This window comes from Allohahella marinimesophila, assembly GCF_039538005.1.
GTDB classification, from domain to species: Bacteria; Pseudomonadota; Gammaproteobacteria; order Pseudomonadales; family Oleiphilaceae; genus Allohahella; species Allohahella marinimesophila.
Genome location: NZ_BAABBO010000001.1, coordinates 268,739 through 283,565, shown reverse-complemented (window position 1 = coordinate 283,565; position 14,827 = coordinate 268,739). Strand labels below are relative to the sequence as shown.

Below are 14,827 nucleotides of genomic sequence, written 5' to 3'. Positions count from 1 at the left end.
ATTGAAGGCTCAAGTGTAGCCCGCCGAGGCGGGCTTGTCAGTCCAGGAGGCGCTGAGATCGAGGCCTCAGGCAGCTTCTTCTTCGGCTGGCTCCTGCTGATCACTAACAGTACCGGGTACAGGTGTTCTGATCAGGTGATCGAAAGCGCCGAGTGCAGCGCCTGACCCCGCTCCCATCGCAATGATGATCTGCTTGTAAGGTACTGTGGTCACATCGCCGGCAGCAAACACGCCTGGCAGTGAAGTATGGCCCTTGGTGTCCACCACGATTTCGCCTCGCTCACTCAACTCGATATCGCCCTTGAGCCATTCCGTATTCGGCACAAGACCAATCTGGACGAAAATGCCGGCCAGTTCGATGTGTTGTGCTTCCTGTGTAGCCCGGTCGATATAGTTGAGACCATTCACTCGCTTGCCGTCACCAGTCACCTCGGTAGTCATGGCTTCCTTGATGATTGTAACGTTCTTCAATGATTTCGCCTTGCGAACGAGTACCTCATCCGCGCGCAGCGTATCGGCAAACTCCAGCACGGTCACGTGCTCCACTAGCCCAGCCAGGTCGATGGCTGCCTCGATGCCCGAGTTGCCGCCACCGATGACAGCCACGCGCTTGCCCTTGAATAAGGGTCCGTCACAGTGCGGGCAGTAAGCCACGCCCCTGCCCCGGTATTCCTGCTCACCAGGCACATTCATTTCACGCCAGCGAGCACCGGTTGCCAGGATGACCGAACGGCTTTTCAAACGCGCTCCTGATTCCAGTTCCACTTCGATCAGATTAGTGGGCGTGCCGTCAGTGTCGACACTAGCCGGGTGAAGCTTGCGAGCCTTTTGGCTATTCATCAGATCGACATCGTACTGCAGCACATGTTGCTCGAGGTTGGCCACCATCTTCGGCCCATCGGTCTCCTTCACGGAGATGAAGTTTTCGATGCTCATGGTATCGGCCACCTGGCCGCCAAAGCGCTCCGCGACGATGCCGGTACGTATGCCCTTGCGAGCAGCATAAACGGCCGCCGAGGCGCCTGCAGGGCCGCCACCCACGATCAGGACTTCGTAGGGTGTCTTGTCTGCCAGCGCTGCGGCCTTCTTCTCGGCCGCTTTGTCATCAACCTTGTCGAGAATTTCGGGCAGGCTCATCTTGCCCTGTCCAAAGACTTCACCGTTCACGAACACTGCTGGGACAGCCAGTACGTTGCGGTCCTCGACCTCACTCTTGAATAGACCGCCATCGATCATGGTATGGCTGATCTTTGGATTCAGTACGGCCATCAGGTTCAAGGCCTGCACGACGTCCGGGCAGTTGTGACATGACAGCGAGATATAAGTTTCGAACTTGAGTTCCGTAGAAGGATCAAGCTCGACTATTTGATCGAGTAGTGCTTTTTCTGTCTTCGATGGATGGCCACCCGCCTGGAGCAATGCCAGCACCAGTGACGTGAATTCATGCCCCATCGGAATACCCGCAAACTCGACCCTGGCCTTTTCGCCTTCGGGTGCGATCGTCAGGAGGGGCACGCGGCCCTCCTGAGCGGGTTGATTGACAGTCAGCGCAATCTTAGGAGACATGGCTGCAATCTCTTGTGCCAGTTCCAGCAGCTCCTGCGACTTGGGCCTGTCATCAACCGATACGGTCAATTCGATTGGCTTGACGATATTCTGCAGATAACCGTTGAGCTGTTGCTTGAGTTTTGCATCCAACATATCCGACGTTCTCCTAAAGATTGGCTGACTATCGATGACGGCTGTTTAGATCTTGCCGACGAGATCGAGTGAAGGTGCCAGAGTGGCTTCGCCTTCTTTCCACTTGGCTGGGCAGACTTCACCTGGGTGAGCTGCAACATACTGGGCAGCCTTGACTTTGCGAACCAGCTCACCAGCATCACGACCTACACCACCGGCATTGATCTCGATGATCTGGATCTTGCCTTCAGGGTCGATAACAAATGTGCCACGCTCGGCCAGACCAGCCTCTTCGATCATCACACCGAAGTTGCGTGTGATGGCGCCAGTAGGGTCGCCGATCATCGGGAAATCGATCTTGCCGATGGTCTCTGACGTGTCGTGCCATGCCTTATGGGTAAAGTGTGTATCGGTAGAGACTGAGTAGACTTCAACGCCCATGTCCTTCAGCTGGCTGTAGTAATCGGCCAGGTCGCCCAGCTCGGTTGGGCATACGAAGGTAAAATCGGCTGGGTAGAAGAAGACGATAGCCCACTTGCCCTTGAGGTCTTCGCTGGAAACGGTGACGAACTCACCATTGTGGAAGGCTTCTGCTTTGAAAGGTTTGATTTCGGTATTGATTAAGGTTGCTGACATTCTTTGTCTCCATTAGGTCACTTGGGTAAACCGTGGAAACAATACTACAGCGACGAGACTGATATCAAAAATTGATTATTTAATTAGGAACGATAGATAGAGGCTATCAAGCCTCCTCTTTATATCAGGAGGAGGCTTTGCCGAGGTGCGAGGAATTTACGGTGCGTAGGCGAAGAGCAGTCGGCCACCCCGTTCATGCAGTGCGGCCGTGGGATGGACTTCATCGAAATAGGCATAGCTATCGATGTTCTGGCCAAAGGCACAGCCTTCGGTATAGCTGCGCGTCGCTTGGCTGAAACATGGCTCGGTAGTATTGGTGATGCCGTACGCCAGTGCATCCTTGTCAATGCTTCGGAAGGCGGAAAACAGATCAACCAGGACAATCTCCTGACCACTCGCCTTTTCCAGAGACTTCACCCGCTGCTTGAGCCCCAGATTGTAAGCCGCGGTCTTGACGGTCGCGGAGGTCGGCAGGAACCAATTGCCACTGGTTGTGGCCAGCTGGCGGGTCTCAGGAATCGCACCAATGTCAGGCACATTCACCACCATCACCTGCTGAGCACCGGCCGCCAGAAGTTTCTCGACGTTGGCCTTTACACCGTCGAGTGCCAGCCGTAGCAGATTGCTGGATTCACGGTGATTCTGTTCATCACGCGCTGCACGTACGTCGTTACCGCCTATGAAAACGACATATAGCGCTTCTGCAGGTGCCTGCCCCTGAGTGTTGAGCAGGAAGGCATCGACCTGGGTGTTGAGGTCTATAGGCTCGTCAGTACCAGCTTTGGCGCCCGCCACTGAATAGTTGGTGCCCTGCGCGGGTCCAAGCAGATGCAGTGAGGCCTCGAGCTCAACGCCACGGAGGTCAGCAAGCACCTCAACAGCAGTATCGCCGTTGGTGACGCGATTACCAGAAAACGGTGGATTTGGAAATGCACTGGTCACCGAGGCCAGATTGCCTGTATCCGATAGACTGTCGCCAAAGACATAAATGGCTTCAGCACGGACCATATTGGCGAAGGCCAGGCTTCCGAGCATGGCAAAGACAACGGTAAAACAGCGATATGAGGCGCTTTTTCGAGTCGAAAGAGCACGTGATGAGCTATGAAGAGAAGTGTTCGGCATATGAGGTGAGCATCCTGAGTCTTATTGGTATTGTTATAAGTCACGCAGTCCCGAAGGCTGCCATCAAAAGGCCGATTGGCCCGGTGCTATCGCTTGACCGCCAGCGCGAGCGCCTGCGAAGCGAGATCTTCCAATGATGCGCTACCGTCCGTGCGATACCAGGTTACCGTCCAGCTGAGCGCCCCGGCGAGTAATCGTCTCAGAATGCCAGGGTCGACGGCTATTTGACCAGCCGCCGCGCATTCTTGCAATACACTCAGCCACAGATGCTCATAATAATCCCTCAGTTTGAGAACCTGTTCCTGCCTCTCCTTCGCCAGACTGCGCCATTCGTATACCAGCACAGCCATGGCTTCACTGGTTTGGCCATTCACTGCCTGCAACTCACAGAAGATCAGTGATCGCAAGCGCTCCACCGGATCAGTAGACCGCGCCAGCTCAGCCTCCATGCGAGCAGTGATCTCCTCGATGGTGTCGACCATGATGTAGTAAAGAATATCCTCTTTCGAGCGAAAGTGATGGAAGATACTGCCGCTCTGAATGCCCACAGCTGCTGCGATATCTCGCACAGTGGTTCGTTCATACCCCTTCTCGCGAAACAGATGAGCAGCCTCCCTCAGAAGTCTGCCTCTCGGCGACTCGCCTTCCACTGCAAGGTCGACTGATTCATTCATCCTGTAGCGTCCCGTAATCGATCGAATAAAGCGATCATATCCGAATTTTTCAGCTTTACAAACCAAGCGCTTGCTTGGTAGTGTTTTGTGATGATGCAGACAGCTTGCAAAAGGAGCACGCAATGACCCCGGTACGCCCAGAAACAGCAGCTCAGGAAACATCCTCCACCCCAGCCACAGATCGGGTGGTCCGCATCGGCTGCGCCTCCGGCTTTTGGGGCGATACCAATACCGCAGCCGAGCAGCTGGTTGAGAAAGGGCAGCTTGATTATCTGGTATTCGACTATCTGGCAGAAATCACCATGTCGATCATGGCTGCACAGAAGATGAAGGACCCCAAGGCGGGCTATGCCAGCGACTTCGTCAAACAGGTCATGGGCCCCCTGCTTCCCGAGCTCAAGCGACAGGGCATCAAGGTGATCAGCAATGCGGGCGGTGTGAACCCCCAGGCCTGCGCCGAAGCGATCCAGGCGCTTGCCCGTGAACAGAATATCGAGCTGAGCATTGCCGTGGTGAACGGCGATGACGTCCTGCCAAAGAAGGCCGAGTTTGCGCAGCAGGGTATCAAGGAAATGTTCACGGACCAGCCGCTCCCGGCGATGATGGTCAGCATGAACGCCTACCTGGGCGCACCGGCCATCGCAGCTGCGTTGGCGACAGGCGCTGACGTCGTCATCACCGGACGCGTTGTGGATAGCGCAGTGGTCGTGGCGCCACTCATGCACGAATTCGGCTGGAGCTGGCAGGACTACGATCGGCTCGCCCAGGCCAGTCTCGCCGGTCATATCATCGAATGCGGCGCCCAATGCACCGGCGGCAATTTCACAGACTGGAAGGCGGTCAGCGAAGGCTACGACAACATGGGCTTTCCCATCATCGATGTGCGTGCCGATGGCAGCTTCACGGTCAGCAAACCTGAAGACACTGGTGGTCTGGTCAGCTTTGCCACGGTAGCCGAACAGCTTGTCTACGAAATTGGCGACCCGGCGGCATATCGCCTGCCCGACGTCATCTGTGATTTCACGCAGGTTCAGATAGACAGCATCGAAGACAACAGACAAGTTACCGTTTCAGGCGCCCGCGGCAGAGCGCCAGGCCCGGACTACAAGGTCTCCGGCACCTGGCCCGATGGCTTCAAATGTGCGGTCAGCTTCATGATGGCCGGTATCGAGGCGCCAGCGAAAGCGCGCGCGGTAGCCGAAGCCATACTCCGGAAGACCAGCCGACTGTTTGCCGAAAAGGACTGGCCGGATTACACAGATACCACCATCGAAGTGCTGGGCATTGAGCAGACTTACGGCCCCAACGCCAGACAGAAACTGGCTGATAGTCGCGAGGTCGTGGTGAAAATCGGCTGCGCGCATCCAAAGAAGGAAGCGCTTGTGCTATTTTCACGCGAAATCGCCCAGGCCAGTACCGGCATGGCGCCGGGCATGACCGGCCTGGTGGGCGGACGCCCTGACGTCTGGCCAAAGATCCGTTTGTTCTCCTGCCTTGTCCCCAAGACTGCGTGCGAGCTCTCCGTGACGGTACTGGGCGCCAGTAGTGACGAAACGTTTCCCGTAGAGCTCCCTGACGTGGCAGAGCAGTCGACTTTGCAGCAGAACTCAACACCGGTAGCCAGCGAAGCACTGTCAGGCACAACAGAGACTGTGCCACTTATCCGGCTAGCCTGGGCACGATCAGGTGACAAGGGCGACGTCTCCAATATCGGTGTCATTGCGCGCAAAGCCGAATGGCTGCCAGCCATTCGTGCAGCACTGACCGCTGAAGCGGTCGCTGATTACATGGGTCATACACTTGCAGGCCCTGCGGCTGAGAAGCGCTCGCTGGTTCATCGCTACGACCTGCCTGGCATCAATGCGCTCAACTTCGTGCTTGAGCAGGCCCTCGGTGGCGGGGGCGTGGCCAGTCTGCGCATCGACCCGCAGGGCAAGGCCTTCGGCCAGCAACTTCTGGACTTCCCTATTCCGGTCACCGCCGACATTGCTGCCCAGCTCGCAGCTGCATCATCAACCAGTGCCTGAGAACCAGCCATGCCTTATTCATCAGTGTTCAAAGATAAGCTCTTCGCGGCCCAGACCATCATCGTCACCGGCGGGGGCAGTGGTATCGGTCGATGCAACGCACACGAACTGGCTGCGCTCGGCGCTCAGGTCATCCTGATCGGACGCAAGCCGGAGAAGCTTGACGCCACGCAGGCGGAAATAATCGAAGACGGCGGCAAGGCGGACACGAGAGTCTGCGATATTCGCGAAGAGGCGGGGGTTGTCGACACCATACGATCTATCGTCGAGACGCATGGTCAGATTCACGGCCTGGTCAACAACGCCGGCGGCCAGTTTCCCGGCCCGCTCAGCTCGATATCCCAGAAAGGGTTCGAGACCGTCGTCAGGACGAACCTGACTGGCGGCTTTCTGATGGCCCGAGAGGTTTACAAGCAGTCAATGAGCAAGCACGGGGGCGCCATCGTCAACATCATCGCTGATATGTGGGGCGGCATGCCCGGCATGGGTCACTCTGGCGCAGCGCGAGCCGGGATGGAGAACCTGACCAAAACAGCTGCTGTCGAATGGGCTTCGAGTGGCACCCGCGTGAATGCGATTGCACCGGGTTGGATCGCTTCCAGCGGTCTGGATAACTACGACATTAGCATGAAGCCACTCATTTCACAGCTCGCTGAAAGTGTGCCGCAGAAGCGTCTCGGCACTGAAGCGGAAGTCAGCGCCGCTATTTGCTTTCTGCTGAGTGAAGGCGCCTGTTTCATCAACGGCACGACCATTCGTGTGGACGGCGCAGCTTCCCTCGGCAACCGGGTCTGGCCCCTGGCGAAGGCACGCAACACCCCAGAATTTAATGGCTTTCACCGCAGCGTGACACCGAAAGTGCTGCAGAAGGACTGACTCATGTACGGATTCGAAAGCACCCTCAACACCCACGGCGATACCTTCGAGCGCAATAGCGCGGCCATGCAAGCCCATGTCGACGAATTCCGGGCGATTGAGCGCAAGGTCTTTGACAGTGCAGAGGCCGCGAGGGAAAAGTTCGAAAAGCGGGGCAAGCTGCTGCCCTGGGATCGCATACGGCGCCTCATAGACCGCGATAGCGAGTTTCTCGAACTCTGCAGCCTCGCTGGCTACAAGATGCATGACGATAAGGACGGTAGCCTGGCTGGCGGCGGCATCATAGGCGGTATTGGCATCGTATCCGGCATGCGCTGCCTGGTCGTGGCCAGCAACGCAGCTATCAAGGGCGGTACCATCAGCCCTGCGGGCCTGCAGAAGTCGCTCAGACTGCAGACCATCGCGCGTGAAAACAAGCTGCCTATCATCACGCTCGCCGAGAGTGGTGGCGCCAATCTTAATTACGCTACCGATGTATTCGTCGAGGGGGCCCGCGGGTTCGCCAATCAGGCGCGGCTGTCGGCGCTCGGTATTCCCCAGATAACAATTGTGCATGGTAACGCCACGGCGGGTGGCGCCTATCAGCCTGGCCTATCCGACTATGTCGTGGTGGTCAAGGGCCAATCCAAGCTGTTCCTCGCGGGCCCACCACTGCTCAAGGCTGCCACTGGCGAAGTGGCGACTGATGAGGAACTTGGTGGCGCTGACATGCATGCTACCGACGCTGGCACAGCCGAATATCTGGCCGAGAACGATAGTGATGCCATCGAGACGGTTCGAGAGCTGGTAGCCCTGCTGCCATGGCAACGCAAGCTGCCCTTGAACCGGGCAGAACCTGAAGCGGCCGCCTATGATCAGAACGAACTGCTTGGGCTCGTGCCCGCCGACAGCAAGACGCCTTACGATGTGCGGGAAATCGTGATCAGGCTGGCCGACGGTGGCCGATACCAGGATTTCAAAGCGGCCTACGATACACAGACAATCTGCGGTTTCATTCGAATCGATGGCTTCAGCTGCGGCATCATCGGGAACAACGGCCCCATCACTCCCGCCGGTGCAACAAAGGCCGCGCAGTTCATTCAGCTTTGCGAACAGAGCAATACCGCCATCATATTCTTCCATAACACGACGGGCTTCATGGTCGGGACGGATAGTGAGCAGAACGGCATCATCAAGCACGGCTCCAAGATGCTGCAGGCAGTGGCCAACGCCACAGTGCCGAGGCTGACCGTCATCGTCGGAGGCTCCTATGGGGCCGGCAACTACGCCATGTGCGGGCGTGGACTCGATCCAAGATTCATCTTCGCCTGGCCCAACAGTCGCACCGCGGTCATGGGTGGGGCGCAGGCTGGCAAGGTCCTGCGAATCGTGGCTGAAGAGAAGCAGCGCAAGCTAGGCATGGAGCCAGACCCGAAGATGCTAGATGCGCTGGAAGCTGCCACCGCCGAGAAACTGAACAAGGGCAGCACTTCACTCTATGGCACGGCCAGACTCTGGGACGATGGTCTCATCGACCCTCGGGAGACGAGAGCGATACTTGCCCATTGCCTGCTGGTCTGTCATGAAGCCGAAGCACGAACACTGCGACCCAGTACCTTTGGCGTCGCCCGTTTCTAATTCAAAACAATTCAAATTACGGGAGTAGCCAGATGCTGTTTACCCAGGAACATAACGAAATTCGCCGGACCGTGCGTCAGTTCGTCGAACAGGAGATCAATCCTCACGTCGCAGACTGGGAGGCAGAGGGCCGCTTTCCGATGCGTGAGATCTTCAAGAAAATGGGCGCTCTTGGTCTGCTGGGTATTCACAAACCAGAGAAGTATGGCGGGCTGGGTCTCGACTACTCCTATAACCTGGTGGCCGCAGAAGAACTTGGCACGGCCTGGGCCGGCGGTATTCCCCTGGCTATTGGGGTGCAGACTGACATGTGCACGCCTGCCATTGCCAGATTTGGGTCCGACGAACTCAAGCGCGAGTTTCTGGCACCCTCCATCACTGGCGAGGCCATTGGCTGTATTGGCGTCAGCGAAACCGGTGCAGGTTCGGATGTTGCCGGACTGAAAACGACGGCACGCAAGGATGGCGACGACTACATCATCAATGGCCACAAGATGTGGATCACCAACTCGCCTCAGGCCGACTTCATCTGTCTGCTTGCCAACACCAGTGACGACAAGCCGCACAAGAACAAAACGCTGATCGTCGTGCCCATGAATACCCCTGGCATCAGCCTGTCCAAGCACCTGGACAAGCTGGGAATGCGCTCGTCAGAAACGGCTCAGGTGTTTTTCGACGAGGTGCGCGTACCCCAGCGCTATCGTATTGGCGCCGAGGGCACCGGTTTCATGTTGCAGATGCTGCAGTTTCAGGAAGAACGCTTGTGGGGGGCTGCCAATATCCTCAAGGCACTGGAAAGTTGCGTGAATGAAACCATCAAGTACTGTCGCGAACGCAAGACTTTCGGCCAGCCCCTGATCGACAACCAGGTGATCCATTTTCGTCTGGCCGAGTTACAGACGGAAATCGAATGTCTCAGGGCCCTTACCTACCAGGCCTGCGAGCTCTATGTCTCGGGCAAGGACGTCACCAATCTTGCCTCGATGGCCAAGCTCAAGGCTGGTCGACTTGGCCGGGAAGTCACGGACAGCTGCCTGCAGTACTGGGGTGGCATGGGCTTCATGTGGGAAAACCAGATCTCCCGGGCTTTCAGGGACGTTCGGCTGGTCTCCATAGGCGGCGGTGCTGACGAAATCATGCTCGGTATCATCTGCAAGCTGATGGGTACCCTCCCCGGCAAGAAAAAGTCGCCAGTGGCAGCCGCAGCAGCTGTCGCCAATGTCGAGGCTGCCACACAGGAGGTACTGAAATGAACTTTCCAGCTACGGACACGCTAAAACTCGATTTCTCCCAGGGCGTGCTGCGCGTCGTGCTGTCACGGCCAAAGGTTCGCAACGCCATGAGCCTACAGATGGTGAAGGAACTCATCGCGGTCTTTGAAGCCATCGACGAACGTAATGCCTCGGCCATTTTGACGGCAGAGACCGTTCGCGTCGTGGTCATCTCAGGCGAGGGGCAGCACTTCTGCGCCGGTGCCGATATCAGCGACATGGCCGGGGCAAGACAGCGCTCCTCAGCAGGCAATGCGTCCAGCCATGCGGTCGAAGGCTTGCAGCAAACGAGTTCACAGCAGATCGCTTCCGACCCTTTCGCTGCATTGAATCGTGCCTTCGGTACAATGCTCATGACTATCGATCAAGCGCCATGTGCCGTGGTGGTAGCGCTGGATGGCGCTGTGCTGGGGGGTGGGTTCGGCCTCGCCTGTGTCAGCGACCACGCCATCGCTGCTCCTGACACCCGCTTTGGGCTGCCGGAAACCAGCCTCGGTATATTGCCGGCACAGATCGCCCCCTTCGTCGTGCGTCGGATCGGTCTCACCCAGGCCCGGTCACTGGCTTTGCTCGGACGTCGCTTCGGTGCGGATGAAGCGCTACGACTCGGCGTTATCCATGACACGGTAGATTCGGCCGAAGCGCTCGAGGGACGGGTGGAAGCCGTCATTGCGGAGATTCGTCGCTGCGCACCAAGGGCGAGCCGTGAGACAAAGGCATTGCTGCATCGTGTAGACCCACCCTCCCGTGAACCACTGCATGACATTCTCGATGCGGCTGCGCTCGGCTTCAGTGCTGCAGTTCGCGGGGATGAAGGCGCCGAGGGCACTATGGCCTTCATGGAAAAGCGCAAGCCACGATGGGAAGGTGATCAGCAATGAATGAGCGCGAAATAGAGATTCACCAGTTCGACAGCATTCTGATTGCCAATCGGGGAGAAATCGCCTGCCGGGTAATACGCACAGCGCAACGGCTCGGTTATCGAGCCATTGCTGTTTACAGTGAACCGGATGCCGATTCGGCCCATGTTCGACTGGCCGACGACGCTTATGCGCTGAAGGGGTCCTCCAGCAGCGAGAGCTATCTCGATATTGCCCAGATCGTCGCGGCCTGTCACGCCACTGGTGCCGGCGCAGTGCACCCCGGGTATGGTTTCCTCTCGGAAAATACCGCTTTCGCCAGTGCCTGCGAATCCGCTGGTGTCGTATTCATTGGCCCGCCTGCCGATGCCATCGAGCTCATGGGCAGCAAGCGACTGTCGAAGGTCGCCATGCTCGAAGCCGGCGTGCCCTGCATACCTGGCTATGAAGACGCCGCACAGGACACCGACACACTCAAGGCAGCGGCAGACCGGATTGGCTATCCGCTAATGATCAAGGCTTCAGCGGGTGGTGGCGGTCGTGGTATGCGGCTGGTCGAGAAGGCTGCTGATTTCGAGGCGCAATTGAAAACGGCGCGGTCCGAGGCGCTCAACGCCTTTGGCAGCGATGAGGTTATTCTCGAAAAAGCGGTCATCGAACCACGCCACATCGAAATTCAGGTCATGGCCGACCGATATGGCAATACTATCCATCTTGGTGAACGCGACTGCTCCATTCAGCGGCGCCATCAGAAAGTCGTCGAAGAAGCGCCCTCGCCTGTAGTAAGCGAAGCACTGAGGCAAAAGATGGGCGAAGCAGCCGTCCGCGCCGCCAGAAGCTGTGGCTATTATGGCGCGGGCACCGTGGAGTTCCTTCTGGACCGAAGTGGTGACTTCTATTTTCTGGAAATGAATACGCGTTTACAGGTTGAGCATCCGGTCACCGAAATGGTGACGGGGCTCGACCTCGTGGCCATGCAGATCGAAGTAGCTGCTGGACGCAAGCTCGAATTGCAACAGAGCGACATCGTGCTGCGCGGGCATGCCATCGAAGTGCGGGTATACGCCGAAGACCCTGCCCGTGATTTCCTGCCGCAAACGGGCCACATTGCACTGTGGCAACACCATGGGCAGAACGTCGATGAACTGGGGCTGCTGACCGACTTCAGCGCATCACCCACTCCACTCGCGGCCCGCAGCGGTGGCCTCCGTGTGGACGACGGCTTCCTGAGCGGGCAGACGATTTCACCCTACTACGATCCCATGCTCGCCAAGGTCATTGGTTTCGGCCCAGATCGTGAGACCGCGCGTCGGCATCTGATCAAAGGTCTGGAAAACATGACGCTCTTCGGTCTGACCAGCAACCTGTCGTTTCTCGGTGCTATCTTAGGCAACAGCGAGTTTATAGCCGGCCGTACGACGACTGCTTTTTTACAACAGCAGAGCCAGACACTGAATATTGCGAAAGATGATGCCGGCCTGGCCCTGGCCCTGGCAGCGCTGGTGATCTACTTCAAATCTGATCCGCGAGCCACTGGGCTGAGCGCGACGGGCGCCCTCGCGGTGCCGGTCGCTGCCAACATCATCCTCCAGGCTGAGGGTGGTGAAACGCCACCCCAGACGATCAGGCTGCGCCGAAGGGCAGCTGGTGTATCCATGGGCCATCAGCATCAGGCACACCCATCCTTCGACATCAGCACGGATGAGGGAACACATGAACTCGTTGTGCTAGCCACCGAGGCAGACGCTCTTCTCGTCCTCATCGACAGATGCCGTTTACGTGTACCTTTCATCCTGAAGGGTCCGGAAGCCAGCCGGACCGTGTGGCTCAAGGTGAGGAGCGCCGGCACTATCGCGCACCATGCATTTGTCGATGTCACCCGGCAGCGAAAGAGTTCTGCTGCCAGTGTTGGAGATGGACGAATTTATGCTTCAATGGACGGATTGGTCATTGCCGCTCATGCAAGCGAAGGAGACATTGTGAAACAGGGTGATCTGCTGTTCACGCTCGAAGCCATGAAAATTGAACATCCACTCAGAGCCAATGCCAGTGGCAGACTGTCAGCCGTGCATGTCAATGCCGGCACGCAGGTCAAGGGCCGTCAGTTGCTTGCAGAGATTGAGATTCAAAGCGATGAGTGAAGGCGAGCGCATCGGCCTGACGGATATTGTCAGGAAGCTGCCAGCTGTCGTAAGACGTCTGCCATCGATTCTGAAGGGCGCCTATTACTTTGCGCTTATCAGGGAGCAGGCTGACCTGACCATGGGCGACATTCTGGTAAATAACGCCAACAAACACGGCGATGTCACCGCAATATTGTATGAATCAAGAGCCATTTCATACAGCCAGCTCAATGCGCTCGTCAACAAGACCGCGAACTACCTGCATGCGCTTGGCATAGAGCGCGGTGATGTCATCGCGCTCAACATGCAAAACCGGCCGGAAGTTCTGGCGATCATCATGGCCGCTGCCAAACTTGGCGCAGCCTGCGCAATGTTCAATACCGCCCAACGCAGCGAAGGCCTGGTTCATTCACTTACCCTCACAAGACCTCGCGCAGTCATCATCGGCGAAGAACAGATGGAGGCCTGGCATACCGCAACGGCTGCTGCCACTTCTCCAAGCGCGCTGGATTTTGAATTCAAGCTGTTCGTACCCGATATAGACATCCTCAGTGAGAGCGCGTTCAAGCAGTGGAAACGTCGACACAAGACGCCTGAGCACTTCGTCAATCTCATCTCCGCCGTAGACAGCTATCGCTCTGACGAACCTCGCGTTCTGAATCGACCGGTAGCCGGGGATACGGCAGTGTATCTGTTCACTTCTGGCACGACAGGATTACCCAAGGCGGCGCCAAGCAGTCATCTCAAGTGGTTCAAGGCCTACGGTGGCTTTGGCCATATGGCCCTTGCGCTCAAGCCCGATGATGTCGTTTACGTGCCTCTGCCCCTCTATCATGGCACAGGGCTTCTGGTCTGCTGGGGTGCTGCATTGGCAGGCTCCTGTGCGATAGCCATTCGACGAAAGTTTTCAGCCACCCAGTTCTGGGATGACGTTCGCCGCTTCGATGCCACGGTGTTCGGCTACGTCGGAGAACTCTGTCGCTACCTGCTCGCACAAGCCCCAAGCCCAAGAGACAAGCAACATCGGCTTACAAGGATGATTGGGAACGGCTTGAGACCCAGCATCTGGAAACCGTTCAAAAAGCGCTTCGGCATCAAACAGGTCTCGGAGCTCTACGCCGCCAGTGAAGGCAATATCGGATTCAGCAACTTTCTGAACCTCGACAATACGGTAGGTTTTTCCACCGCGCCCTTTGCCCTCGTTCAATACAAGGAAGGCACTCGTGAGCCGGTGCGGAACAAGCACGGCCAGCTCACCAGGGTTGCCCAGGGCGAACCAGGCCTGCTACTCGGCGAGATCACCGAGCGCTGGAAGTTCGAGGGCTACAGTCAGTCAGAGGCCACTGAACAGGCCATCGTTCGAGACGCTTTCAAAAAAGCCGATGCCTGGTTCAATACCGGCGATGTACTCCGAAGTATCGGCTGGCGACATCTGCAATTCGTTGACCGCATGGGCGATACTTTTCGCTGGAAGGGTGAGAATGTTTCGACTACAGAGGTCGAAAATATTCTCGATGATTTCAATAATATCGGCGAAGTGATTGTCTACGGCGTTGAAATACCCGAAGGCAGCGGCCGAGTGGGCATGGCGACCGTCACCTTGGCAGAACCCTCTGCCGGGCTCGACACCAACTCACTATTGCTTTTTCTGGAAGAGCGCCTGCCTCGTTATGCTTTACCAGTCTTTCTCAGGGTGACACCCGAAATCGAGAAGACGGCGACCTTCAAATACAAGAAAGTGGACCTGAAAAAACTTGGGTACTCAGCTCGGCCTGGCGATAGCCTATACGTGCTCCACCCTGACAAGAGCCGCTATGTCCGACTCACACTTGCCTTGGCCAAACAGATCGATGACGCTACACTCCGATTCTGACGCGGGACACCAGTTTCTTGCATAGCCCCAGATCGTGGCATCTGGCATCCTGCGACATGTAAACCGTT

11 protein-coding genes are annotated in these 14,827 nt (G+C 57.2%); 7 read left to right on the top strand and 4 right to left on the bottom strand.

Annotated elements, in window-relative coordinates:
• Nucleotides 1-66 precede the first annotated feature (66 nt).
• From ahpF to ABD735_RS01260, 4 genes are all read right to left on the bottom strand, one after another.
• On the bottom strand, nt 67-1,701 hold the full coding sequence (gene ahpF, locus ABD735_RS01275) for an alkyl hydroperoxide reductase subunit F (RefSeq protein ID WP_344802480.1): 1,635 nt from the start codon (nt 1,699-1,701) through the stop codon (nt 67-69).
• Between the two features lie 45 nt (nt 1,702-1,746).
• Nucleotides 1,747-2,316 (bottom strand): alkyl hydroperoxide reductase subunit C, encoded by a 570-nt coding sequence (ahpC, locus tag ABD735_RS01270; protein WP_344802478.1) that lies wholly within the window; start codon nt 2,314-2,316, stop codon nt 1,747-1,749.
• Between the two features lie 156 nt (nt 2,317-2,472).
• Nucleotides 2,473-3,438 carry an SGNH/GDSL hydrolase family protein gene (locus tag ABD735_RS01265; protein WP_344802476.1) on the bottom strand — a complete coding sequence of 322 codons (966 nt, stop codon included), beginning with the start codon at nt 3,436-3,438 and terminating at the stop codon, nt 2,473-2,475.
• An 86-nt stretch (nt 3,439-3,524) separates the two neighbouring features.
• Nucleotides 3,525-4,112: a TetR/AcrR family transcriptional regulator gene (locus ABD735_RS01260; RefSeq protein ID WP_344802474.1), complete on the bottom strand. Its 588-nt coding sequence runs from the start codon at nt 4,110-4,112 to the stop codon at nt 3,525-3,527.
• 122 nt (nt 4,113-4,234) lie between these two features.
• Here ABD735_RS01260 and ABD735_RS01255 point away from each other — a divergent pair, with 122 nt between their 5' ends.
• Genes ABD735_RS01255 through ABD735_RS01225 form a run of 7 tightly spaced genes read left to right on the top strand, consistent with a single transcriptional unit; the run spans nt 4,235 to nt 14,759 of the window.
• On the top strand, nt 4,235-6,139 hold the full coding sequence (locus ABD735_RS01255; RefSeq protein WP_344802472.1) for an acyclic terpene utilization AtuA family protein: 1,905 nt from the start codon (nt 4,235-4,237) through the stop codon (nt 6,137-6,139).
• Between the two features lie 9 nt (nt 6,140-6,148).
• A complete protein-coding gene (locus ABD735_RS01250) occupies nt 6,149-7,015 on the top strand; it encodes an SDR family oxidoreductase (RefSeq protein ID WP_344802470.1) in 867 nt (288 codons plus the stop codon).
• Nucleotides 7,016-7,018: 3 nt separating this feature from the next.
• Complete coding sequence (locus tag ABD735_RS01245; protein WP_344802468.1) at nt 7,019-8,632, top strand: acyl-CoA carboxylase subunit beta; 1,614 nt, start codon at nt 7,019-7,021, stop codon at nt 8,630-8,632.
• 32 nt (nt 8,633-8,664) lie between these two features.
• Nucleotides 8,665-9,885, top strand: coding sequence for a citronellyl-CoA dehydrogenase (gene atuD, locus ABD735_RS01240; RefSeq protein ID WP_344802466.1), 1,221 nt, complete (start codon nt 8,665-8,667; stop codon nt 9,883-9,885).
• Nucleotides 9,882-10,784 (top strand): enoyl-CoA hydratase/isomerase family protein, encoded by a 903-nt coding sequence (locus ABD735_RS01235; RefSeq protein ID WP_344802464.1) that lies wholly within the window; start codon nt 9,882-9,884, stop codon nt 10,782-10,784. The genes atuD and ABD735_RS01235 overlap by 4 nt, the downstream gene beginning before the upstream one ends.
• Nucleotides 10,781-12,904: an acetyl/propionyl/methylcrotonyl-CoA carboxylase subunit alpha gene (locus tag ABD735_RS01230; RefSeq protein WP_344802462.1), complete on the top strand. Its 2,124-nt coding sequence runs from the start codon at nt 10,781-10,783 to the stop codon at nt 12,902-12,904. The genes ABD735_RS01235 and ABD735_RS01230 overlap by 4 nt, the downstream gene beginning before the upstream one ends.
• A complete protein-coding gene (locus tag ABD735_RS01225) occupies nt 12,897-14,759 on the top strand; it encodes a long-chain-acyl-CoA synthetase (RefSeq protein WP_344802460.1) in 1,863 nt (620 codons plus the stop codon). Before ABD735_RS01230 ends, ABD735_RS01225 begins: the two co-directional genes overlap by 8 nt.
• Nucleotides 14,760-14,827: the final 68 nt, after the last annotated feature.

Excerpts from the sequence above, each read along its gene's own strand:
- ahpF (WP_344802480.1), bottom strand. The coding sequence starts at position 1,701 with ATGTTGGATGCAAAACTCAAGCAACAGCTCAACGGTTATCTGCAGAAT.
- ahpC (WP_344802478.1), bottom strand. The coding sequence starts at position 2,316 with ATGTCAGCAACCTTAATCAATACCGAAATCAAACCTTTCAAAGCAGAA.
- ABD735_RS01265 (WP_344802476.1), bottom strand. The coding sequence starts at position 3,438 with ATGCCGAACACTTCTCTTCATAGCTCATCACGTGCTCTTTCGACTCGA.
- ABD735_RS01260 (WP_344802474.1), bottom strand. The coding sequence starts at position 4,112 with ATGAATGAATCAGTCGACCTTGCAGTGGAAGGCGAGTCGCCGAGAGGC.
- ABD735_RS01255 (WP_344802472.1), top strand. The coding sequence starts at position 4,235 with ATGACCCCGGTACGCCCAGAAACAGCAGCTCAGGAAACATCCTCCACC.
- ABD735_RS01250 (WP_344802470.1), top strand. The coding sequence starts at position 6,149 with ATGCCTTATTCATCAGTGTTCAAAGATAAGCTCTTCGCGGCCCAGACC.
- ABD735_RS01245 (WP_344802468.1), top strand. The coding sequence starts at position 7,019 with ATGTACGGATTCGAAAGCACCCTCAACACCCACGGCGATACCTTCGAG.
- atuD (WP_344802466.1), top strand. The coding sequence starts at position 8,665 with ATGCTGTTTACCCAGGAACATAACGAAATTCGCCGGACCGTGCGTCAG.
- ABD735_RS01235 (WP_344802464.1), top strand. The coding sequence starts at position 9,882 with ATGAACTTTCCAGCTACGGACACGCTAAAACTCGATTTCTCCCAGGGC.
- ABD735_RS01230 (WP_344802462.1), top strand. The coding sequence starts at position 10,781 with ATGAATGAGCGCGAAATAGAGATTCACCAGTTCGACAGCATTCTGATT.
- ABD735_RS01225 (WP_344802460.1), top strand. The coding sequence starts at position 12,897 with ATGAGTGAAGGCGAGCGCATCGGCCTGACGGATATTGTCAGGAAGCTG.